The organism is Caloramator australicus RC3, from assembly GCF_000297115.1.
In the GTDB taxonomy this organism is placed as follows: domain Bacteria; phylum Bacillota; class Clostridia; order Clostridiales; family Caloramatoraceae; genus Caloramator; species Caloramator australicus.
The window spans coordinates 12891-37050 of the sequence record NZ_CAKP01000046.1; the positions used below are offsets into that span (position 1 = coordinate 12891).

The window sequence follows — 24160 nt, forward strand, 5'->3', positions numbered from 1 at the left end:
AGGGGAGCTTATTATGTGGGTTGTTTTTGAAACTGTTAATGATGGAAGGTCGGTAATTTATCTACCCTTTGATAATCTAAAAAATTATATGCAAGTCCATTTTGGTAAGAATAGAGAGACTGCTAAGGCTATAGGAATAATGGGGAAGAACTTAAATTCTACCTACGAAAATCCTATAAAGATAAAAATAAGTTCCTCCTTAAAGGAAAAATTATTAATTAAAGAAACGTTAAAATATAGATTAATAGTTAAAGAAAATTCGATAATAATAGGGCCTGTTATAGGATTTTTGCTTGGCAGCCACAATAATTTATATAGTCCTATTCATATGGAAAAATATTCAGACAGATTTGGGATATATGATAAGGTTGGAGGATTAATATATGCCTTTTCACCTAACACTGTCGATTGGGAAAATAGAAAAATTTATGGACTTTATTACAACATTAATAATTTAAAATGGGAATATGGTGTTTTCCCATTTCCTGATGTCGTATATAGAAGAAATTTTCATTCAAGTAATTTAATTATTAAAAGATTGAGATTAGAACTTAATGATAGGGTGTTTAATTCCCATAGATTTAATAAATATGAACTTTACGAGTTTTTGAGAAAGGGCGATTATTTTAAAAGACATTTGCCTTTAACAAAAATATCTAATGAAGAAAATGTAATTTTTATGTTGGAGGGATTTGAAAAGGTAATTTTTAAACCTATAGATCTTTCAAGAGGAAGAGGTATATTAATAGCTGAAAGGGAAGGAGATAAAGTAAAAATATATGATTATAGAAAAAAGGAAGATACCATACTTAAAATAGAAAAAAATGTTTTTATGAACTTTTTAAAGGAAAACAAATTGTTGAGCGATAAATATTTAGTTCAACAATATATTAAGCTTAAAAAATATAAAGACTGTTTTTTTGATATTAGAATTGTAATGCAAAAGGGTGAGAACAAAGCATGGGACTGTTCCGGGATTGAATGCAGGGTAGCCAAGATAAATACCATGGTAACAAATATCTCAAAAGGAGCTACTGCCCATAGTATAGATAGCGTTTACAAAAGCTTATTTAACGATAGAGCGGAGGAGGAAAAGAGAAGCTTAATCGATTTTTGCAAAAATTTATGTAGTTATTTAGATACTATGGGTGAAATTTTTGGGGAATTTGGGATAGATATTGCTTTAGATGAAGAAGATAATTTTTGGGTTATAGAGGTTAATGTTTTCCCAAGCTTTAAAGGATTTAAGCAGATGGATTATTTGACATATTTAAATATTAGATATAATCCACTTCTTTATGCAAAATCATTAACCGAATTTGAAGGTGATTAGATGAAACTTAAAATTATTCAAGATAAGGGCTGCATTTATCTTCCTGAAGAAATTCAAGAAAAATACAATTTAAATAAAGAAATTAAAATTTGCCATGGCAAGTTAACATCAAGAGCTATTATAAAAAGCACAAAAGAAGAATTAGCTATAAGTCAAGATTTAGCAGATTTATTAAAGATAAAGGAAGTTGATTATGATTTTAAGATAATAAACAGTGAAATGATTATTTTAGGACCGGTTGTAGGAATACTTGCCAAAAGGAATTTTTCCGCATTAACTTTAAAATTTTTAAGTAGGATGGAAAGATTTGCAATAAACTACACCAAGGGTTTATTAATAGTCTTTTCCTTAGATAAAATAAAGGATTCTTCCGTTAGGGGATATTATTTTAATCCAGAAAAAAGTAAATTTGAGGAGGCAGAACTTCCATTCCCTTTATCTGTTTATAGAAGGATTGGTTTAAGTTTGTTTGAAAAAAACATGCTACAATACATTATAGGGAAAAGTTATTTTAATAGTCATTTTTTAAATAAATATGAGGTATATAAGTTATTATCGCAATTTGAAGATCTAAAAGCACACATCCCATATACAATTCTTTATAAAAATCCTAGTGATTTATTTGAAATGATAGATAAATTTAAAATAATTTATGCAAAACCTATTTTAGGCCTTCAGGGAAGGAAGGTATATAAAATTTCAAAGGAAGAAGGATATATTAAATTAAGATTTAGAGAAGAAGGGTTAAATAAAACTGCAATAATAAATATTCATCAAGCAGATGTAATCGATGAATATATTAAAAGTGGAAATTTTATTCTTCAACAGGGTATAGATTTAATTGAATATGAAGGTAGGAGTTTAGATTTAAGATGTATAATGACAAAGGATAGAAGTAATACTTGGATTTTAAATGGAATTGTAGTAAGGTTGGCTCCACAAGGCAGCGTTGTAACAAATGTTTCAAGCGGTGGAGAAGCTTATATGTTTGAGGACTTTTTTATAAATAACATGGGATTTTTGGATGTTTATACTTTTTTACTCAAGGAAAAGATAGACATTTTTTGCAGGAGGATATGTGATTGCTTGGATAATTTGGGATATAATATGGGTTATTTAGGGATAGATATTGGCGTTGATAAATATCATAATGTTTTTTTAATAGAAATAAATTCGCGGGATCCGGATGCAACCATTGCTTTAGATGCACAAAATACTCTTTTATATTATGATACAAAGGCTAATATAGTGGATTATTTGAATTATCTGTCAGGTTTTGGGGATGGTTAGATGATTTATAGAATAGAATTCAACGAGGATAGATATGCTTTATTACCCTTTAAAATTGACTCTATTGAAAAAAATATATATTTCGGCAGTAAAAATGTTAAAGTAAAATTAAGATGGGATGAAAAATTAAAAAATAAAATAATTTTTCCTAAATCTTTGAAGGAGGAACTTTTAATTAAAGAAAAATTATTATATCAAATTATTATTGGAGACTCTATAAAAATAGGTCCATTGATAGGAATTTTAGTAGACAAAAGGACAGAAACGTTGAAGGATAATCTAGATGATTATATTTCATATTTTTTACTTTATAGTAGATTTCATGGAGTAGTTTTTTTATTTGCTCTAGATGGAATAGATTTTAAAAAGGGGACTGTTACGGGATTTTATTTTAATCCCTTTAGTGATAATAATTTTATTTATGATACTTTGCCTCTGCCCTACTTTGTATTTAGGAGAATAGGATTAAATGAAAATCAAAGGAAATATTTATTAAATAATACTTTACTTTATAATTCATATTACTTTGATAAATGGGAATTCTATAACTTAATTAAAGATAAAGTAAATACGCCTGAGACAAAAATGTATAACAAAGAAAATTTACAATTTATGTTAAATCAGTATAAAGAAGTATTTTTAAAAAAGCAAAACGGAAGTATGGGGATTGATATATATAAAATAATAAAATCGCAGGAAGAATATATGTTAAAGGGTAAATTTGATAAATCATATTCTGCATATAAAAGTTTAGATGATTTGATGAAAACATTAAATTTCAAAAATTACCTTATTCAAAGAGCTGTGAAACCTATTAAGGACGAAAATAGGTGTTCAGATATAAGAGTTGTAATGCAGAAGGATGATACTTTAAAATGGAAGTTAACGTATATGATAGTTTGCCTTGGGAAAAGAGACGGAATTTGTTCAAACTATCAAAGGTTCGGATATACATTAAAATTTGAAGAATTTTTTGCTGATAAATTGGGGTTAGGGTATGATAAAGTATTTAGAATAAAAAAGGCTATAGAAGAGGAGTGCAAAAAGGTATGCAATCTTATGGATACTATCGGAAATTTTTGCGATGTAGGGATAGACGTTATAGTAGATGAGGATTATAATATATGGATAATCGAGGCAAATAAAAGGCATGATCATAGAATGGTTTTATCTTTAAATGATAAAATAGGTTATTACCAAATAAAAGGTAACCTAATTAAATTTGGAGTTAAAAAAAGCGGGTTTGAATTATTTTAATAAAAATTAATTTTAAAAGGGAAAATAATATACAGAAGAAAATGAAGGGGTGATTATATGCATGAAATTTTTAAAAGAAGAAGCATAAGAAAATATCTTGACAAACCTGTTGCTAAAGAGGATATAGATGACCTTTTAAGGGCAGCTATGGCAGCACCGTCGGCAGGAAATGAACAGCCGTGGGAGTTTATAGTTGTTGATGATAAAAATGTTTTAAAAAGAATTGCAGATGTTCATCCATATGCTAAAATGCTCTATGAAGCTCCTGTTGCTATAGTAGTTTGTGGCGACTTAAATAAAGAAAAGTATAAGGGTTTTTGGGTTCAGGATTGTTCAGCTGCAACTCAGAATATCCTGCTTGAGGCAACGGATAAGGGGCTTGGAACTGTTTGGATTGGAGTATATCCAGATGATACAAGGGTTAAGGATATATCCAATATCTTCGGTATTCCATCAAATGTAATCCCATTATCCATAGTAGCTGTAGGATATCCTGATCAGGAAATGCAGGAAGTTGATAGGTTTGATCCGCAAAAAATACATTATAATAAGTGGTAAAGGTCCAAATTTTTGGGCCTTTTTTATTTGAATTTAACTTTATTAAAGGATAAAATGTAAATAAAGGGGGATTATGATGAGGGCCGACTACGTTATTTTAAAATATCAAAAGAAATTTATTTTAATTAGGTTTAAAGCAGTAGAATATTCTGAAGGAGCAAAGGGACATATAGATGAACTTGAGAAAATATTTAAAAGGGATATAAATAAACCCTTTGAATATTTTTATTATTTTAAACTTAATAATAGCAAATACTGCTTTGCAAGAGCCTTTTCTAAGGAAGGAAGTAGCAACGATTATACAGTAGAATGCCTTTTATTTGACGATATAGACTTTTATCCCTTTAAACTTTTTGATTGTAAAATAGAATATTCTCAATATGCGGATATAACTTTAAATGAGTTTAATATTGAGGCTTTAAAAACTATTTCGGAGAATAGAGGGATTTACATTTTAATTTCCAAACTGATAGATGGAGAAAAGGTTAATATAATATTTGACGATTATAAAACTTTGTTAGTAGCCCTATATCATGCATTCCCAATAAAATTTGCAAAGGATATATATTTTACAACAGATGAGGCTTTCCCTAAAGAGGTTGATATAAAATTTGTGAAGGGAATAAACACTTCAAATGCTATTAATTTAAACGAAGGTAAAATTTTAAAAGGCAGAGGATATGAGGTTACTAACTTGATTGAACTGGCATATACCATTAATATGAATTATCTATTTGATTTTCATAATTTTTTAGAACAATTTGAACTAAAAAAAATTGGCCCTGATATAGATAATTTATATTGGTTATACAAGATAATAGGAATAGATGCAAAGGAAATAGATAGGGAAATTCTAATTAGAATTATAGTATTTTCCTTTAATTTACCTGATGAAAATATATTTGAAATATTTAAGTCATTAGAAAAAAATTTTGAAGTATTAATAACAAAGCTTAATGCTTATGATTGTGACGTAATGCTAAAGTTTTTAATAAAAAATTTAGATTCTGATAATTTATTTGTAATTCAAAGAAGCCAAGAGCTAATAAGATTTCTTTTAGATGAGATGATATTAAAAGATATAGACTTAAATTCTTTTATCGATAAAATTGATGAACTGTTTAATATTATAAAGGATAAAGGACTTTATTTTATCAAATCAAACTTAAAGGAAGAAAGAATAGAATTTATCAATGCAATTTTAAATAAAATCGAAGATTCAAAAATTCACTACTTTTATTTATACATTACAATTAAATCTCTACTTGAACTTGATTATACCTTTGAAAAGGCTTTAAAAAATGAAGGGATAAGAAGTTTAATAGAAAAATCTTTAAATGTAATATTTGAGGATATAGATAAGATCAAGTCTTTATTAAATTTGGTATCAAATAGTCCGGAGTTTTTTAGCAATTTATTTATTATTTTATTCGACAAGTCTGAGAATGAAATAAAACAAGCTGCTCTCATTGGAATTTTAATTTCAATTATAGATCAAAAGGATGATTTTATATCCTACCAGTTAAGAAGGGAAATAAAAAACAAAAATTCTGAAGTATTATATGAAGAATTTAAATTAAGGCTTGAAAATGCTGAAGATAAAGTGAAGTTTTTTGAATTTTATACTGAAAATGTTTTAGAAAAGTTCGATGATTTTTATAGAGAATATTTTGAAAAAATTTTAAAGGATTATTTGTTAAAAATAAATGATGAAAATGCATCAAGGGAAGTAATAAAAATAATAAATAGGGTAATAAATGAAAAATTACTGCTTAGCGATGATGCAACGAGGATGCTTATTGATTTCTTTGAAAAACATTATGATTTTAAAGATATAAACGAAGTAAAGGATATTGTTAAATGGATAAAGTTAATTAAAAGAATAAGGAAAATAAACACTAGCCCAGATGTTACTTCTCTACTTGATTTTGGTATATTTTTAGAGGAAGGCAAAGATGCGCGGGCAAAAATAAATGATTTAATAAAAAGTTTTGGTAGGATAAACTTTCTTACAGGAGATAAATATAAGAACTTTCTTTTATGGACATTACCTAATATTTTAAGATTAATAGAGGATGTGGAAGACCATAAGTCCATAATTTACTTTTATAACCCAGAGGATGAATTGGAGTTTTATAAGTTTTATACAAATAATATTTTTAAATTCTACGAGGAAAACAAAGAGGTTGGCTATCATGTATTGCTTACTTTTTTAGTTTATTTTTACTTTTATATTGAACCTAAATACAGGCTTTATGGTGAGGAAAATAAGGTTGAGGAATTTAATGATTTTCTAATTCTAATGTTTTCAGAATACAAGAATATTTCAATTGAAAAATTTAATCTTGATATAATAAACGAATTTGAAAGCAGTGGACTTAGTGTGCCTATAATGTGGAAGAATATTTATGAAAAACTATTAAAGAGGTAGGGTGGTTTTGTGGAAGATTTAAAATTTGCAATAGACATAGGGACAAGAACTGTTATAGGAGTTGCTTATTATGTTGAAGATGGGAAAAGGATAATAAAAGATATAGAAATAGAAGAACACAAAAAAAGGTCCATGTTTGATGGACAAGTCCACGATATTGCAGCAGTTTCTGAAGTTGTTTTAAAAGTTAAAAATAAATTAGAAGAAAGGTTGAACATAAAGATTGAAAGGGTTTCGATTGCAGCAGCAGGTAGAACCCTTAAAACATGTAAGTATAAATTGGATAAATACTTTGAAACTAATACCTTCATTGATATGCATATTATAGGCCAAATTGAGATGGAGGCCCTTCAGGGTGCCTATAATATGATGGAGAAGGATAATTCTGATGAAGAATTCTATTGCGTAGGCTATACCGTCGTGAACTATTATCTAAATGATTATATTATTATGTCTTTAGAGGGTCATAAAGCCAATAAAATTTCTGTTGAAGTCCTTGCAAGTTTTCTACCAAGGTCAGTTGTCGATGGATTATACGAAGTTATAAATAGATGTAATATGACGGTTGAGAACCTAACATTAGAACCCATTGCCGCAATGAACGCAATAATACCTAAGGATCTGAGGCTTTTAAATCTAGCCCTTGTGGATATTGGAGCTGGAACATCCGATATTGCAATTACAAAGGATGGAACCGTAGTTGGATTTGGTATGGTTCCCTTTGCAGGGGATGAGATTACGGAGGCTATATGCCATTATTTGGTGGTAGATTTTAATACGGCTGAAAAAATTAAGATGGAAATGGGGACAAGGAAAAAGGAGATAAAATATATAGATGTTTTGGGAAATAAAAAGATAATAAAGAAGGAAGAGCTGCAGGAAGCAATAAGAGATGCTCTAAAAAGGATGGGAATGTTGATTTGTGAAAAAATAATTGACTTAAATGGGAAATCCCCTAATGCTGTCTTTTTAGTAGGAGGAGGCAGTAAAATAGACGGTATATCAGAATGTATATCCCAACAATTAAATCTTCCAAAGGAAAGGGTAGTAGTTAAAGGCCTTGAAGCTGTTAAGGGAATTATTAACATGAGCACAAAAAAGCTTGGCCCTGAGGGAATAACTCCGATAGGTATTGCTTTAACTTCAACTAATGTAAATACTTTTATTGAAGTTAAAGTTAATGGCAAAGAGGTGAAACTTTATGGTGGAAGAAAAATGAAGATTTCGGATTGTTTAGCTCAGGTAGGATTAAGTTCTTTAAAATTGTTTGGAAGAAGCGGAAAAAGTTTAAGCTTTAAGTTAAATGGGGAGCAAAAGAAAATATATGGGGAAAATCCAACTCAAGGATTAATATTGTTGAATGGTGAACTATCCAACATAATGGCAGAGGTTAAAGATGGGGATGAAATTATCGTAAAAGAAGCAGTAGATGGGAAGGATGCGAAGGCTTTTATAAAAGAATTTATAAAGGATGGTCAAGTTGCCTATGTAAATTCAAAATTGGTTGATTTAAATTATGAAATAAAAGATGGAGATGAGGTAACAATAATAGATAAAGAAAACTTTATTAAAGTTAAAGTAAACGGTAAAGAAATAAAGTTAGAAAATAAAGAGGATGGTTATATATTTATAGATGTTTTTAATTACATAGATTTTGATATAAAAAGTGTAAAGAATGTTAAACTTCTTCTTAATGGAAGGCAGGCATCCTATACGGATAAAATATATGATGGGGATGAAATAGAAATACAATTTACTTAAAACTTGACCAAATAATGGAACAAAATTTAAAAAATGCTGTCTAATTTAGTGAAGAAGGAATAAAGAGGTGAAAAAAATGAGGCTCCCCATAAGATTAAGAAACTTTTTAACAATAATGATTATAATTTTGCTTTTTCCTATAGTAGTTTTTGCCAATGCAACATATAAAGATATTAAAGTAAAGCTGGCAGCTCAAAATAGTCCCTCATTGCCATCAGTAGGTAGCTATGAAAATTTTATTAAACTATTAGAGAAATCTGAAAAAATAAAACCCTTCTATAAGCTAACCTTCACGACGGATGAAAGGGCATTAAAAACAGCTGCTGCTGACTATTCTAACACAAATGTTCAAGTAGATGGCGTTGATGAGTCTGATATTGTAAAAACAGATGGTGAATACATTTATCAAGTCAACAATGAAAGATTGTTGATAGTTAAAGCTTATCCCGCTGAGGAAATGCAAGTCGTAAGTCAAATTAAGTATGACCTTGGTGCATTTTATCCTAACGATTTATATGTCTATAAAAACAATTTGGTAGTGATTGGTAGAAAATATGTTAATATAAGAAAAGAAGGAAGCCCAGTAGAAGGCGGAAAAATAATTAAAAACGTAATTAGGCCAATAGTTATTACAAAACCAGTTACAAAAGTTTTAGTTTATGATATAAGCAACAAAAAGAATATTAAGATTAAAAGAACTATAGAGGTTGATGGTGATTATCTAACATCTAGGATGATTAATTCTAAGTTTTATATGATAACAAATAAATATCTTTATGATTACAGGGCTAATCAAGATATAAAACCTATGTATAAGGATAGCGTATATAGAGCAGGTAGAGAAAATGAAATAGACTTTAAGGACATAAAATATTTCCCTGGATATGTTGAACCTAATTATATTTTGCTTTCTTCATTTGATATATTAAAGGATGATAAGGCAGACATTCAGACATATTTAGGTTCAGGTCAAAATGTCTATGCTTCATTAAATAATATTTATGTTGCAGTAAGCGAATATAGTTATCAAAATAACAACACTATAATTTACAAGTTTAATATTAAGGATGGAGTAAGGTATACAAATAGTGCAAAGATTCAAGGCATGCTTTTAAATCAATTTTCCATGGATGAATACGATGGTTATTTCAGAGTAGCTACCACTAGTTTTTCAAACGTTATAGGTGGGGATACATCTAATAATTTATATATCCTTGATGAGAATATGAATCTTGTCGGAAAGCTTGAAGGCTTAGCTGAAGGTGAAAATATTAAATCAGCAAGGTTTTTAAAAGATAAGGTATATTTGGTAACCTATAAAAATATTGATCCATTATTTGTAATTGATGCGTCTAATCCCAAAGAACCTAAAGTATTAGGATACCTTAAAATACCTGGATTCAGCACCTATCTACATCCCTATGATGAAAATCATATAATAGGCTTTGGAGTAAACACAAAGGATGTAGAGATTACGGGATATGATGGCAAGCCTTTTACTACAACTATAGAAAGTGGATTAAAATTATCTTTATTTGATATTACGGATTTTGAAAATCCGAAGGAACAGGATACAATTATAATAGGAGGAAGGGGAAGCTATTCAGAGCTTTTATATAATCATAAGGCACTACTTTTCTCAAAGGAAAAGAACATTTTTGCCTTCCCAGTTACTATATTTGAAACTGCAAATTTAGATAAACCTTTTGATTATGGAAAGTTTAGTTTTCAAGGGGTATATATATTTGGTGTAGATGTAGAAAAAGGATTAAATCTGAAGGGCAAAATTACACATATAACAAAATTTGGTGATGATAAATATATTGGATTTGATTATAATGAGGCAATTCACAGAATAATATATATAAACGACGTAATATATACCATTTCAGATAAGTATATAAAGGCAAGCGACATTAATACCTTCGAAGAAATTAATAAAATTGAATTAAAATAAGGCACTTTTAAGGTGCCTTATTTTGTTGACTTAATCCTGCAATATTGATATAAATAAATTTAGGTGATGATAATGATTTTAATCCAGTGTGCACTATATTCCGAGGCTAAGCCTTTAATTGAAAAGTTCAGGCTTTCTAAAAATATGAAGGAAAATTATTTTGAAGTTTTTGAGGGGGATAATATAAAACTTATTGTATCCGGATACGGTAAAATAAATGCAGCAGCATCTGCAGTTTATTTTATTACAAAAAACAATTTAGAATGTGAAGCCTTTGTTAACATAGGAATTGCTGGAAGTTTAAAAAGAAAAATAAGGGAGGCAGTTTTAATAAACAAGATTGAGGATAATGATACAGGAAGAAGCTTTTACCCTGATATATTAATAAAACACTCCTTTGATGAAGGAACTCTCGAGACTTTTTCTAAGATAGTTATAAAAGATATGGTGGAGGACTTATGCGATATGGAGGGTAGTGCTTTTTTCGAAGCCTTAAGTAAGTTCCTACCTCCCCATAAGCTTCAAGTTATTAAAATTGTTTCTGACAATCTTGATGGAAAAAGACTAAATCATGACTTTGTGTATGATGTTATTAAGGACAATATAGAAAAGATTGAGGATTTTATTGTAAAGCTTTATAATGCAAATAAAAGGGAAAAATTTTTGGATGACAAGGATGAGACAATTTTACAAGGGATTTCACAGAATTTGAATCTAACGGAATTTCAAAAAAACGAACTTATAAAGCAATATATTTCCTTTAAAATTAGGGGAGAGGACATTAATATTTTAGAACCTTTTTTACAAATTAAAGTAAAAACAAAAAACGAAGGGAAGAAATATTATAATGAAATCATCAGAACTTTATCTAAATAGTTTTTCTCATATATATGTTGAAAGGGATGTTTTTGAATATGAAAAAACTACTGATATTTTAAGAAAAGTTGTAAATGGGCAGGTTATAGTTATAGATAATTATAAAGATGTATTTAACAGGCCCAAGCAGGATTTTTTGCTTCAAAAGAAGAGTCAAAAGTTAATTTTAGCTAAAAAAAGAGATGAATTCTTATACAAGGGCTCTGAACTTTGTGAAAACTTTGGATATAAACATTTCTTTTATACATCAAATATTTTAAATTGCATTTATGATTGTGAGTATTGCTATTTAAGGGGACTATATAACTCATCGAATATTGTTATTTTTGTCAATATTGAAGATTTTTTTAGGGCAATTGATGAAGAAACTAAGGATAAAAAAATTTATGTAGCACTTTCCTATGATTCTGACATTTTAGCCTTTGAAGGTTTAACGGGTTTTTGCAATGATTATATTGATTATGCCAAAAAGAATAAAAATGTCCTGTTTGAGATAAGGACTAAAAGTTCAAACTTTAATTTTATAGCTAAACTTGATATACCTGAAAATGTAATTTTGGCTTGGACACTTTTGCCTGATGATGTAATCAAGTTCTATGAAAATAAAACGCCATCTTTAGATCTAAGGCTTAAGGATATAAAAGCTGCTCAATCAAAGGGGTTAAGGGTTAGACTTTCTATTGAACCTATTATAAAGGTTAGGAACTTTGAGAAGATTTATAAAGATTTTATTGAAAAAGTCTTTAAGGAACTTGATAAAAATCTCATTAGGGATATTAATGTTGGTGCCTTTAGAATGAGTAAAGAACATATAAAAAGAATAAGGAAATTAAATCCTTATTCTAAAATATTTTCCTATAAATTTGTTAACAAAGAAGGATATGTAAGTTACGATGATGAAGAAAATTTAAGGGAATTTATAATATCTGAATTAAAGAAATATATAGAAGAAGAAAAAATTTATTGAATAAATTCGAAGGTATATGCCTTTTTGATAGGTCTTTTTACAATCCAAGTGCATTTAAGCCCTTTTGGGAAAGTCACTAGGGTGTTTTCATCGATATGAACTTCTTCATAGTCTGTTTTAACGATAACTTCTCCTTCAAATATGTAGCAGGTTTCAGTTTCATCATATTCCCAATCAAATGTTGAAACATCGCAGCTCCATCTTCCCCATGTGTCAATCCCAAGTTTTTTTGCTTCTTCAAGACTCATTTTTCTTTTTATTATTTTTATCATATATAACACCTCCCTAAGTAAATTTATAATGCAAATAAAATAATTTTTCAATAGAAATAAAAAAGGCTGCCTTTGGGCAGCATTAAGCCATTTTTATAGCTCTATGTGGACATACTTGCACACATTTTCCACAACCAACACATTTGTTTGGGTCTACCTTTGGTGTTGATGCACCAAAAAAGCCTTTTACCTCTTGTGTTATTGCTCCAACTGGACAAACCCTTTTTGCAGGACAGAATGGTGATCTATCGCATATATTAGGATCAACGTAAGCTTTTTTCATAAAACACACCTCCTACAAAATTATACCCCTGGGGGGAATGCAAAAGTATTATATAATATATTTAAAGAAAATGCAATATAAAAAAGGTGGTAATTATGAAAAGAATTATTATATCATTAATTATTTTTTTGTTTTTAGGATTTGAAGATATTAAAGAAATCAATATAAATGCCATTGGCGATTGCACTCTTGGTAATTATTATGGTCAGGACTATAAGTATAGTTTTGATTATATATTTGATACAAAGAAGGATTACTCTTATTTTTTTAAAAATGTTAGAGGATTATTTAAAAAGGATGACTTGACAATTGCCAACCTTGAAGGACCCCTTACAAATTCAAAGGATTTAAAGATAAAGAATGCTTCGATTAGCTACAATTTTAAAGGCAAAAAGGAATACGCAAAAATATTAAAGGAAGGGTATGTTGATGTTGTTAATCTTTCCAATAATCATATCTATGACTATGGGAAAAAGGGATACGAGGATACATTGGCTGCTCTAAAGTCAAATGGCTTAGATTGGTATGGCAATGGAAGAATTTTAATCAAAAATGTAAAGGGAATAAAAATAGGAATATTAGGTTATAAATTGTTTGGTTTAGAAAAATTAAACGTTAAAAGTTATAAAGCTTATTTATTAAAGGAAGTTCAAAAAGTAAGAAAAAACTGCGATTATTTGATAGTTACCTTTCATTGGGGCGAAGAAAATGAATATTTTCCTAATAAAATTCAAAGGGAGATAGCCCATTTTTTAATCGATAATGGTGTTGATTTAATATTAGGACATCATCCCCATGTTCTTCAAGGAATTGAAAATTATAAAGGCAAATACATTGCTTATAGCTTAGGAAATTTTTGCTATGGAGGAAATAGAAAGCCAAGGGATTTTGATACTGTCATTTTAAATATAAAAATAAAATTTAGTTCCCAAAATAAAACTTTGGGAACTGAGATAAATATTATTCCTTGCTCTATATCGTCAACAAAAAATATAAATGATTATTGTCCAAAGATATTGAAGGGGCAAGAAAAAAATAGGGTTTTAAATAAGATAAAAAGTTTGTCTAAAGATTTAGGAGAATATTAATTTCCTTAGAAACCTTTTAAATTACTACCTATTACCATTTTTGCAAAGTATTTTTATGCTGTCAAATAAAAATTATAGGGAATAATAAAATTAAAGCCATTTATTAAGGCTTAGGAGGGATAATATGTTAAAGATTGTTAAAGTTTTAAGGGATAATGAAGGCAAAATTATATCTTATGAGCTAAACAGTGGAGAGATAGTAAGTCAAAGCGAAGCTGCCCAAATGGTTAAAGAAGGAAAAATAAAAGGTGCTATTTTAGGCGTTGATGAATATGGACATCCAGCAATACATTCAGTTTTAGGCTCAAACAGGTTTGACGATGTAGAAAATTTACCTGAAGTATAAATTAAAAGAGGGGAAATCCCCTCTTTCTTATTTTTCTTCACTGAAGGTAAGTTTTAAAGCTATCTTTTTCCCATTTCTATATATTACTGCATCAACTGTATCCCCAGCTTTATATCTAGATTTTACAGCATCTACATCCTTAAGGCTTTTAATTTCTTGCCCTGCAAGCTTTATTAAAATATCGCCTGCTTGTATTCCTGCCTTATATGCACCCGTATTAGGAGTTACGCCTATAATATAGACACCCTGCGGAATATTATACATTTTTGCAATAGTTTCAGTAATTTCTCTTCCGGATATTCCTATAAATGGTCTTCCTTTTACGTATCCAAACATAACAAGCTGATCTATTATTGGTTTTGCGTCGTTAATAGGTATTGCAAAGCCTAAGCCTTCAAGGCCTGTTGAGGATATTTTTACAGTATTAATTCCAATTACTTGTCCCTTTGAGTTTACTAGCGCACCACCACTATTTCCAGGATTTATTGCGGCATCGGTTTGAATCAAGTTTAATGTTCTATCATCTATTTGGACTTTTCTGTTTACAGCGCTTATAATACCTGCTGTTACTGAACCTGCAAAATCAAGACCTAAGGGATTTCCTATTGCAACTGCAAGCTCTCCAACTTCAATGCTACTTGAATCCCCAAGTTCAGCAACAGGAAGGTCGCTAAGGTCTACCTTTATTACTGCAAGATCAGTTTTCCTATCTCCACCTATAAACTTACCTTTAGCCTGTCTTCCATCTGGTAAAAACACCTCTAATGTAGTATACTTACTATAAGAATTTTTAGGGTCTGCGTATTCTACAACGTGGTAGTTTGTCATTATATATCCATTCTTATCAAAAATTATTCCTGAACCTTCGGATTTATTCTGTGACATTACTTGATTTATTCTATTTGGAATTGTTATGGACATTCTAATTGCCACAATAGATGGGGAAACCTTTTTTACTATTTGAGGAATAGTAAGGCCTGTATTGGTATTTGTTATGTTTTGGGATGTTGTAAGGGTATAATTTGTGCTAATAGGTTGATAGGGTGTATAATTTTTATTAGTTTTATTGTAAAATCCAAAATAAAATATAGAACCCATAATACTTGTTGTTAATAAAGAAGAAATTAATGCAGTAGTAAATATAATCTTAAAATTTTTCCTCATGCTCCCACCTCCAAGCCTTATATTAAAATTATAAATTGAAGAAAAGGTGGAAAAAGTATTAATTTTTTGTTAATGATTTGATTTTTATGCTTCTATAATATTATTATATTTTACAAAAAAATATTTACAAGGAGGATAACTATGGAATTTAATGTTAAAACTAACAAAAGGGAGGAATTTATAAACATTACTTCCTATATAAAAGGAGCAGTTAAAGAATCTGGAGTTAAAAATGGAATAGCAATAATTTTTGTTCCCCATACTACAGCAGGGGTTACTATAAATGAAAATACAGATCCAGATGTTACAATCGATATGATAAATGGCCTTAATGAAATCGTTCCAAACCTTAAAAAATTTAGGCATATTGAGGGAAACTCTGATGCCCATATAAAAGCATCACTTATTGGTTCTTCAGTAACTGTTATAATAGAAAACGGAAACCTAAAGCTTGGCACATGGCAGGGGATATATTTTTGCGAATTTGATGGACCGCGACTTAGAAAATTTTATTTGAAAATAATAAATGAATAAAAACTACATAATTTCTCCACATATGCTTGCTACAATACCATCAAGAGGTGAAATTTATGATTTTGATATTCTTAATATTGATTGGTGTTGTAGCATTTATTCTAATAGATGAAAGGAAGTGATTAAATGTTTGGAGGATTTTGTAGAGGATTATTTGGATATGGACTTGGTGGAAGTTATCCATTTTTCATGTTTTTTATGATGATGGCCTTAGTGCTTGTTTTAATAATAGGCATTTATTTCATATTAAAAAGACCTGAATTTAAGCCTAATAAAGACGATGTGTTAGAGATACTAAATAAAAAAACTTGCAAATGGTGAAATCTCAGAGGAAGAATACTTTAGGAAAAAAGAAATAATTTATAAAAAATAGCGGCGCTATGCCGCATTTTTTATGGCTTTCCAAGCCATTAGTTTGAACATCAGCCGCCGCCAAATTGATTTGGAATTACAACATCAGAAGGATTTACTGATGAAACGTCATCTACAACTTTTATCACTCCATTTAACATCCCCATCCAGCAGCTAAATACAATATCCCCTTCTTCTTGTGGGGTAAATTCAATTATGTTTTCACCCTTTGTAAGCTCCCTTTCAATTCCTAAAGAGGGTATAACTATTGCATTGTTGCAGGATGTTAATTCTTTTCCGTTGATTATAAATTTTACAGGGATCCCCTTTTGAACTATGAAAACATTAGGATTATATCCGCTATATGTGGCATCCATTCTTATTACCTGGACATCATTTTCGAACTGTGAGACTGAAGCTTTAGTGTTTGGCGCAGTATATTTTAATGGGTTTATATTAATTCCAGCAAGGGCAAAACTTCTTGATAGCATTATAAATCCTAAAACCATCACAAAAATACCGCTGTATTTAAACATTTTCTGGGAGGAGTTTTTGTTAATTAAGGAGGATATAATGCCTAAAGTTAACATAATAGGAATGGTTCCTAAGGAGAAAACAAACATTGACAGTGCACCCTTTATAAAACTTCCTGTTGAAAGGGCATAAAGCTGCATAGCTTGAAGGGGACCGCAGGGCATAAATCCATTTAATAAACCAACAATAAATGGGGTTTTGCCACCTTTGATTCCTTTAATGTGGACAGGCGATAATATCCCTCTTAAAAATTTTATCCCGAAAAAATTTAACCCCATAATTATCATGAAGATGCCAGCTAAAGCCATTATAAACGCCTTTGCATAAGGACTTAGACTAAAAATAGAACCAACAGCTCCTATTATCCCACCCAGTATTGTATATGAAATGACTCTACCTAAATTGTATAAAATTGCTGGGGTAAACCTTGAAAACTTACTATTTCCTTGGAAATTGAAGGTTTGGCTTAGCATTATTCCTCCGCACATTCCTACGCAATGGAGGGATGTAAATATTCCAATAATGAATAGGATTAAATATGTTACCTCCCCTTCAAGGGCGGAGGTTATATTAAACATATTGGAAAGCCTGTATAAAAGAACCATGATTAAGATTAATACAACAAGTTCTAAAATTTTTTCTACGTTATCGACTTCAACGCTGTAACCAGCCTTTTTGATAGCAATTTTAACCTTTTCAAGATTACATAGTGAGTCATCAAACTCGACAGTAACATCTCCCATTTTATAGCTTGCCTTAACAAAAGTGATTCCATCAAGTTTTCTTATTTCATTTTCTATCTTCCTTTCACATGAGGAACACGTCATATCGTTGACTTTGATTCTATGGATTCTTATCCCATCTTACCACCTCCAAAAACATATTAATAAATTTTTGTGTGTTTTTTATGAAGAATCTTCAACAAAAGTTCATAAAATTAGGTTAATATAAATTTAGGAGGTGGGCACATGAACAAGGTGCTTATAATTGAAGACGAATATAAAATAGTCGATGTTTTAGAGGCTTATTTAAAAAAGGAAGGATATATTGTATTTACAGAAGCTTCAGGACTTAAAGGGTTACAGGCTTACTTAGAAAAACAGCCTGATATAATAATACTTGACCTTATGCTCCCTGATCTTACAGGGGAGGAGGTTTGCAAAAGGATAAGAAAAGAATCAAAAGTTCCTATATTAATGCTTACAGCAAAGTCTATGGAAGAGGACATTTTAAAGGGATTTGATATTGGAGCAGATGATTATGTAACAAAACCCTTTAGCCCCAAGGAAGTTGTTGCAAGGGTAAAGGCACTTATTAAAAGGTCAAAGGATGAGGTTTTACCCTTAATAATTTATGAAGGTTTGGAAATAGACTGTGAAGGACGCAGAGTTAAATTAAATGGGGAGGAAATAGATTTGACACCAACAGAATTTAAGATACTAATTAATATGGCAAAAAATGCAAAAAAGGTTTTTACAAGGGAGGAGCTTATAAACAACGTGTTTGGAATGGATTATGACGGATACGATAGATCAATAGATACCCATATAAAGAATTTAAGGCACAAGTTAAAGGAGGACCCTAAATACCCCAAATATATAAAAACGATAAGAGGATTAGGTTACAAATTTGGTGGTGAATAGAATGAAAAAAAGCTTAAAAAGGCAATTAACTTTGTCTCATCTAATGCTTAGCATTTTTAGTATTCTTCTTATTATTATATTAACTAATTATATTTTGGAAAGGCAGTTTAGGGATTATATTATCAATAACATAAATAATAAAACAATAGAGATTTTGAATTCAGTTAAAGAGGAATATAAAGACGGAAAATGGGACGTAAAATCCATTGAAAGCATAGGTGTATCTGCATTAGAAAATGGTATGATACTAAAGCTTGTAGATAATCAGGGGAGAGTTATTTGGGATGCTCATCTTCACAATAGCGGGCAATGCCAAAATATACTTGACCATTATTCAAAAATTATGATGAAAAGGTATCCAAATTTTAATGGTGGATATAAGGAGGAAATAAAAAAAATCTACTCAGAGGATCAATTTATTGCAACTTTATATATAGGATATTATGGCCCCTACTATTATACAGATAATGATATAATGTTCTTAAATACCTTAAATGGGGTTTCTATTGTTGTTTCTATTTTAGCTATACTATTTGCACTTTTATTTGGTAGTTTGATTTCTAAGAGTATAGCAACTCCAATTATGAAAGTCTCAGATTCTACGAACTTACTGTCGAGGGGGGAATTTAAAAGTTTAGATTATAAATCTGAAATTTTGGAGATAGATGAATTAATCAACGCAATAAATTTACTTTCAAAAAAGCTTGATGAACAGGAAAAATTAAGAAAAAGATTAACCCAGGACATATCTCATGAACTTAGAACGCCCATAACAACCATAAAGAGCCATGTGGAGGCTATGATTGATGGGATTTGGCAGCCGACAGAGGATAGATTAAGAAGCTGTCTTGAGGAAATAGAAAGATTGAATAAGTTAATCGGGGATATTAAACTTCTTGCAGAATATGAAATCGAGGAAAGAATTGAAAAACATGAACTAAATTTAAGGGATTTGATAAAGAGCATAACCTTAAATTTCGAAAAAAGTCTTTTAGATAAAAGATTAGTTTTAGAAACTCACCTTGAAGATGTGTTTTTATATGCAGATAAAGATAAAATCACACAAGTTATTATAAATTTGTTATCAAATGCAATTAAATATTCAAGGGAAGGTGGCAAAATTTATATTGAGCTCAAAGGAACTAGTGAAGGCGTTTTTATTAGAATAAAAGATGATGGTATAGGAATTCCTAAAAAAGATTTACCATATATATTTGAAAGATTTTATAGGGTAGATCAATCAAGGAATAAAAAAACAGGGGGAGCTGGTATTGGCCTTTCTATTGTAAAAAGGATTATTAACATGCATAACGGTGAAATATCAGTAAAAAGCGAATTGAATAAGGGAACCGAGTTTATTATAAAGCTGCCCTATAAATAAATTTTTTATTTTTTGTTATAATAAGAATAATAAATACAAAAATGGGGTGACGATATGAATAGGATAGGTAAAAGAATTGAAGAGGCAAGAAATAGATCTTCAATCAGTGTAAAAGAACTTGCTAAAAAGCTTGGTGTTTCTCCAAACTATATAATGGAAATAGAAATGGGGAAAAAAATAATTAGCGAGGATATGATAAAAAGGATTGAGAAATTGCTAAATGTTAGTTTGAATGAAGATTTATATGATGAAGTTGTTGAACCAGTTGAAAATATAAAGGATTATGAAAACCTTCCAGTAAATAAAGAGATGGAGGAGGCTTTTTCAAATATATTAAAGAAAATTCCCGTGTGTGATGTTTATTTTAAAGAGATATATGAATACAAAATGCTTCCTATAATCGATAAAAAGATTGAGGGATATAATGCTGAGAAAATAATTTTCATAAAGGCTCCAGACGATTCAATGAGGGGATTTAGGATATTAAAGGGAGATAATATAATGATTTTTAAAACCTCTGAAATAGAAAATAACTCTATATGTCTAATAGAGATTGATAAAAAAAGAATGATAAGGCAGTTAAAAAGGCTTGATGCAAATAAAGTATTATTGGTAAGTCATGGCAATGATTTAAAAACTGAAACTTTAGATGTTAAATCTTTCACAGTGGTAGGTAAATGTTTAAAGTTAGAAATAGATTTATAATGTTAACTTTTTAGCATCTTTTTTAATTTTTATTAATATTATAAATTAAATATTTACTAAAAAAGTATAACAAATATTTGAAACATCGGGATTTTTAAGAGAATTATGCATACTTGACGAACATATTCTGCCCCCCTTTTGATATTTTCTGACGTTATTTTCGTAACAAAGTAGTTTAATTAATAAAATTTTACAAATTTTAAATATTGAATTATTCTGAAAAATGAAGTATTATTATTTTTAAGTTTAAAAAATAGTCAGGGGGGATGTAAATGTCCGAAAAAAGAGAAAACTGGGGAAGCAAATTAGGACTAATATTGGCAATGGCTGGTAATGCGATAGGTCTTGGAAACTTCTGGAGATATCCTTACCAGGCTGCAAAAAACGGTGGAGGAGCCTTCATGATTCCATACTTTGCAGCACTTATACTTCTTGGTATTCCTCTAATGCTTGTTGAGTGGAATCAAGGAAGGTACGGCGGTAAATATGGTCATGGAACATTAGGACCAATGGTTTATCTTCAAGCAAGAGAAGGTGCAAATCCAAAGGTTGCAAGGATTCTTGGTGGACTTGCTGGTGCCTTAGCCCTTGGAGTTACTGTTCTTCTTAACTCATATTACAATCATATAATTGGTTGGACATTAGGATATGCCTTTGAAACTGCAACAGGCGGCTATATGGATAAGGCTATAAATACTGGTGAATATTTCGTTAAGTATATCCAAAGTCCAGGAAAGGTTATGGTATTCTGGCTAATTGCCCTTGCTGTATTAGGATTTGCAGTTATGAGGGGTATCCAAAAAGGTATTGAAGCTTGGGCAAAATTCATGATGCCAACTATTTATGTGTTTGGTATTATTTTGATAATAAGAACTCTAACCCTTGGTGCCCCAGTTAAGCCCGAATGGACTCCAATTGCAGGACTTAACTATATCTGGTCACCAAGATGGCAGGATCTTAACTGGACAGCAGCCCTTGCTGCAGCAGGACAGATTTTCTTTACATTGTCCCTTGGTATGGGAATTATCCAAAACTACGCATCCTATTTAAAGCCTGAGGATGATATAGTTCTTTCAGGACTTGCAACGGTTTCATTAAATGAGCTTGCTGAGGTTATTTTGGGCGGAACAATCGCAATTCCTATAGCTTATACCTTCTTAGGACCTGAAGGATTAGGAGCGGGCGTTGGTTTGTCCTTTATAGCCCTACCAAATATATTCAGACAAATGGCGGGAGGACAAATATTTGGAACCTTCTGGTTCTTGCTACTATTCTTTGCAGGTTTTACAAGTGCTATAGCTATGTATAATTATCTAGTTGCCCTCCTTGAAGAGGAAGCTGGAGTTCCAAGAAGAGTGGGTGCAGTATTGGTATTTATAATCTACATCATATTTGGTCTTCCTGTTGGACTTGAACCAATCCTTACAAAAACAGCTGACCTTGCATACCTTACAGAGCTTGACAACTGGGTTGGAAGTTATCTTCTTGTAGTTCTTGGACTTCTTGAAGTAATAGTTACTGGATGGCTTCTTGGATTAAAAGGACTTGAAGAAATGAACAAGGGAAGCTTCTGGAAGGTATCAAAGACCTTCTACAACGTGTTTATCCAATTCTTGACTCCGGTTTCAATAATAATACTTCTTGGTTTCTCAACAAGAGACTACTTTAAGGCTGGATACTTCAAGTGGATACCAAGCTTTGTTGAAAAGACACCACAACTTGTTCCATGGGTTTTAGCTGCAAGATTTGTAATGTTTGCAGTTTTAATCATTGGATTTATTCAGGCTTATAGAAATATCGGCAAGAAATATGGACAGGAAATTTATGAGGGAAGAGTCCTCGTAAGGAGGGATTAATATGTCAGGTGCGGCATTAACCTTCATGATTTTAGCTTGGGGTGTTATTATAGTAGCTGTTGGTGTTACTTTAAGTTCACTTTTAAAGCATAGCAAATAATAAAATGCCTCCCAAAAGGGAGGCATTTTTTGGAGGGATTATATGGATAAAAACTTATTAAAGCTCTTAGATGATATTAAAATAAAACTTCAAAGGAGTAATTTAAAAAATAGCGATAAATATTTAAAGGATATTGACGCTATAAAGGAAAGTTATAAAGAACTTCAAGTAAAAGAAGAAAAAAGGATAATTTATGAAAGCATCCTAAATATGGGGAAGGATTTATTAAAGGAGGATAAGGATTTTAAAAATAAATTGGAGCTTTTTATAAGATACTGTAATGCTGCAGTTTATGATTTCAACGATAACATAAGGCCTTTAAGAAGGATTACTTTGAGCTTTACTATAACCAGTATGCTCTTTATGCTATTAGCCCCGCAGTATCTTTCTTATTTACTCCCTCTTCTTATGATTTTGCCTATATTTTTAGGGTTAAAGGGAATGAGAAAAAGAAGCTTAAACGGACTTATTTTAGGGTTATCAGTTATGCCGATATCAATTTTAAATTCAGTTATTATTATAAGAAATGCCTATCTTGTTAGAAATAATTTTAATAGTTTTTTATTAGATCTTTCAAAGACCTATGGAAGATCCTTAGAATTTGTTAAGGGACTTTTTATAATCTCAACCATTTTAGGTATTATAATGCTCTTTACATCGATCTATACTATTTATCTTGGATATAAATATAAAAAGATGTTTGTGTAGGCTGATATATTAGCCTTTTTATTTGCACAAAGAGGGAAGAAGTGGTATATTATAATATAAGCTGAAAATTTAGGGTGATGGTTATGGAAAGGATAGTAGAAAAGGTCAAGACAAATTATAAAGAAATAGCTTTAAGGTTGCTGTTTTTGCTTTCCATTGGAGGACTTACAAAGATTTATGTTATTTTAAATAACTATAGGGGGAAGGTATATCATCTTAAAACAGCATTAGATACTATAATCCCCTTTAATAAATATTTTGTAGTTCCCTATCTTTATTGGTATATTTATATGGCTGTTGTCTTTGTGTATTTTGCTGTAACAGACGGGAAAAAATACTTTAAGCTTCTTTCTGGAATAATAATAGGAATGGCTTTATGTTTTGTTATATATTATTTTTTTCCAACAACTGTTCCAAGGCCTCTACTTAAGGGGGACGATATATTTATAAAGGCTGTAAATTTTATATATAAAAGGGACAACCCATATAATTGTTTTCCGAGCATTCATGTTTTAGATTCCTTTTTAGCAGCAGTTTATATCAACAGAGAAGAAAATATCTCATATAAATTAAAAATTACATCTTCAGTTATATCCTTTTCCATAATTTTATCTACCCTTTTTATAAAACAACATTACGTTTACGATGCTTTATCTGCAATGGTTTTGGCATATATTATGTATTATTCTTTAAATTATGCAGCTATAGTTGAAAAAATCAGGCAAAAAACCTCTATTGAGATTAATGAATAAAGGCACCTTAATA

The 24160-nt window shown here is 30.2% G+C and carries 23 protein-coding genes; 19 read left to right on the forward strand and 4 right to left on the reverse strand.

Features of this window, described 5'->3' with window-relative positions:
• Positions 1–13: 13 nt before the first annotated feature.
• From CAAU_RS04705 to CAAU_RS04745, 9 genes are all read left to right on the forward strand, one after another.
• Positions 14–1333 carry a YheC/YheD family endospore coat-associated protein gene (locus tag CAAU_RS04705; protein ID WP_008908285.1) on the forward strand — a complete coding sequence of 440 codons (1320 nt, stop codon included), beginning with the start codon at positions 14–16 and terminating at the stop codon, positions 1331–1333.
• Positions 1334–2623, forward strand: a complete 1290-nt coding sequence (locus tag CAAU_RS04710) for a YheC/YheD family endospore coat-associated protein (protein ID WP_008908286.1) — start codon at positions 1334–1336, stop codon at positions 2621–2623.
• Positions 2624–3880 carry a YheC/YheD family protein gene (locus CAAU_RS04715; protein ID WP_008908287.1) on the forward strand — a complete coding sequence of 419 codons (1257 nt, stop codon included), beginning with the start codon at positions 2624–2626 and terminating at the stop codon, positions 3878–3880.
• A gap of 57 nt (positions 3881–3937) precedes the next feature.
• Positions 3938–4438 (forward strand): nitroreductase family protein, encoded by a 501-nt coding sequence (locus tag CAAU_RS04720; protein WP_008908288.1) that lies wholly within the window; start codon positions 3938–3940, stop codon positions 4436–4438.
• 76 nt (positions 4439–4514) lie between these two features.
• Complete coding sequence (locus tag CAAU_RS04725) at positions 4515–6869, forward strand: hypothetical protein (protein ID WP_008908289.1); 2355 nt, start codon at positions 4515–4517, stop codon at positions 6867–6869.
• A 9-nt stretch (positions 6870–6878) separates the two neighbouring features.
• On the forward strand, positions 6879–8630 hold the full coding sequence (locus CAAU_RS04730) for a cell division FtsA domain-containing protein (RefSeq protein ID WP_008908290.1): 1752 nt from the start codon (positions 6879–6881) through the stop codon (positions 8628–8630).
• 76 nt (positions 8631–8706) lie between these two features.
• Positions 8707–10587, forward strand: a complete 1881-nt coding sequence (locus tag CAAU_RS04735; protein WP_008908291.1) for a beta-propeller domain-containing protein — start codon at positions 8707–8709, stop codon at positions 10585–10587.
• A gap of 72 nt (positions 10588–10659) precedes the next feature.
• On the forward strand, positions 10660–11463 hold the full coding sequence (locus tag CAAU_RS04740) for a 5'-methylthioadenosine/S-adenosylhomocysteine nucleosidase family protein (protein ID WP_008908292.1): 804 nt from the start codon (positions 10660–10662) through the stop codon (positions 11461–11463).
• Positions 11435–12430: an SPL family radical SAM protein gene (locus CAAU_RS04745; protein ID WP_008908293.1), complete on the forward strand. Its 996-nt coding sequence runs from the start codon at positions 11435–11437 to the stop codon at positions 12428–12430. The genes CAAU_RS04740 and CAAU_RS04745 overlap by 29 nt, the downstream gene beginning before the upstream one ends.
• On the opposite strand, the gene CAAU_RS04750 is transcribed toward CAAU_RS04745, so the two are convergent.
• Together CAAU_RS04750 and CAAU_RS04755 are read right to left on the reverse strand one after the other, a co-directional pair.
• Entirely contained in the window at positions 12424–12702 is a 279-nt protein-coding gene (locus CAAU_RS04750) for a cupin domain-containing protein (protein WP_008908294.1), read from the reverse strand. The genes CAAU_RS04745 and CAAU_RS04750 overlap by 7 nt on opposite strands.
• Before the next feature lie 82 nt (positions 12703–12784).
• Positions 12785–12985 (reverse strand): 4Fe-4S binding protein, encoded by a 201-nt coding sequence (locus CAAU_RS04755; protein ID WP_008908295.1) that lies wholly within the window; start codon positions 12983–12985, stop codon positions 12785–12787.
• Positions 12986–13080: 95 nt separating this feature from the next.
• Here CAAU_RS04755 and CAAU_RS04760 point away from each other — a divergent pair, with 95 nt between their 5' ends.
• Positions 13081–14073: a CapA family protein gene (locus CAAU_RS04760; RefSeq protein WP_008908296.1), complete on the forward strand. Its 993-nt coding sequence runs from the start codon at positions 13081–13083 to the stop codon at positions 14071–14073.
• Between the two features lie 124 nt (positions 14074–14197).
• A complete protein-coding gene (locus tag CAAU_RS04765; protein ID WP_008908297.1) occupies positions 14198–14419 on the forward strand; it encodes a DUF3892 domain-containing protein in 222 nt (73 codons plus the stop codon).
• A gap of 27 nt (positions 14420–14446) precedes the next feature.
• Here the strand turns inward: CAAU_RS04765 and CAAU_RS04770 are convergent, their stop codons facing one another.
• The gene (locus CAAU_RS04770; RefSeq protein WP_008908298.1) at positions 14447–15583 is read right to left on the reverse strand and encodes a S1C family serine protease; all 1137 of its coding nucleotides are present in this window, start codon (positions 15581–15583) and stop codon (positions 14447–14449) included.
• Positions 15584–15724: 141 nt separating this feature from the next.
• Here CAAU_RS04770 and CAAU_RS04775 point away from each other — a divergent pair, with 141 nt between their 5' ends.
• Both CAAU_RS04775 and CAAU_RS04780 read left to right on the forward strand, forming a co-directional pair.
• Positions 15725–16117: a secondary thiamine-phosphate synthase enzyme YjbQ gene (locus CAAU_RS04775; protein ID WP_008908299.1), complete on the forward strand. Its 393-nt coding sequence runs from the start codon at positions 15725–15727 to the stop codon at positions 16115–16117.
• A 126-nt stretch (positions 16118–16243) separates the two neighbouring features.
• A complete protein-coding gene (locus CAAU_RS04780; RefSeq protein WP_008908300.1) occupies positions 16244–16438 on the forward strand; it encodes a hypothetical protein in 195 nt (64 codons plus the stop codon).
• A 101-nt stretch (positions 16439–16539) separates the two neighbouring features.
• Here CAAU_RS04780 and CAAU_RS04785 read toward each other — a convergent pair whose 3' ends face one another.
• Positions 16540–17859, reverse strand: a complete 1320-nt coding sequence (locus CAAU_RS04785; RefSeq protein WP_341350034.1) for an urease accessory protein UreH domain-containing protein — start codon at positions 17857–17859, stop codon at positions 16540–16542.
• A gap of 111 nt (positions 17860–17970) precedes the next feature.
• Between CAAU_RS04785 and CAAU_RS04790 the strand changes: the two genes are divergently transcribed.
• From CAAU_RS04790 to CAAU_RS04815, 6 genes are all read left to right on the forward strand, one after another.
• The gene (locus tag CAAU_RS04790; RefSeq protein ID WP_008908302.1) at positions 17971–18645 is read left to right on the forward strand and encodes a response regulator transcription factor; all 675 of its coding nucleotides are present in this window, start codon (positions 17971–17973) and stop codon (positions 18643–18645) included.
• A gap of 1 nt (position 18646) precedes the next feature.
• Positions 18647–20026 (forward strand): sensor histidine kinase, encoded by a 1380-nt coding sequence (locus CAAU_RS04795; RefSeq protein WP_008908303.1) that lies wholly within the window; start codon positions 18647–18649, stop codon positions 20024–20026.
• Positions 20027–20080: 54 nt separating this feature from the next.
• Positions 20081–20731, forward strand: coding sequence for a helix-turn-helix domain-containing protein (locus tag CAAU_RS04800; RefSeq protein ID WP_008908304.1), 651 nt, complete (start codon positions 20081–20083; stop codon positions 20729–20731).
• A 272-nt stretch (positions 20732–21003) separates the two neighbouring features.
• Positions 21004–22587 (forward strand): sodium:neurotransmitter symporter family protein, encoded by a 1584-nt coding sequence (locus tag CAAU_RS04805; protein ID WP_008908305.1) that lies wholly within the window; start codon positions 21004–21006, stop codon positions 22585–22587.
• A 142-nt stretch (positions 22588–22729) separates the two neighbouring features.
• On the forward strand, positions 22730–23395 hold the full coding sequence (locus CAAU_RS04810) for a hypothetical protein (protein WP_008908306.1): 666 nt from the start codon (positions 22730–22732) through the stop codon (positions 23393–23395).
• Between the two features lie 83 nt (positions 23396–23478).
• Entirely contained in the window at positions 23479–24147 is a 669-nt protein-coding gene (locus CAAU_RS04815; protein WP_008908307.1) for a phosphatase PAP2 family protein, read from the forward strand.
• The last annotated feature ends 13 nt before the right edge of the window (positions 24148–24160 follow it).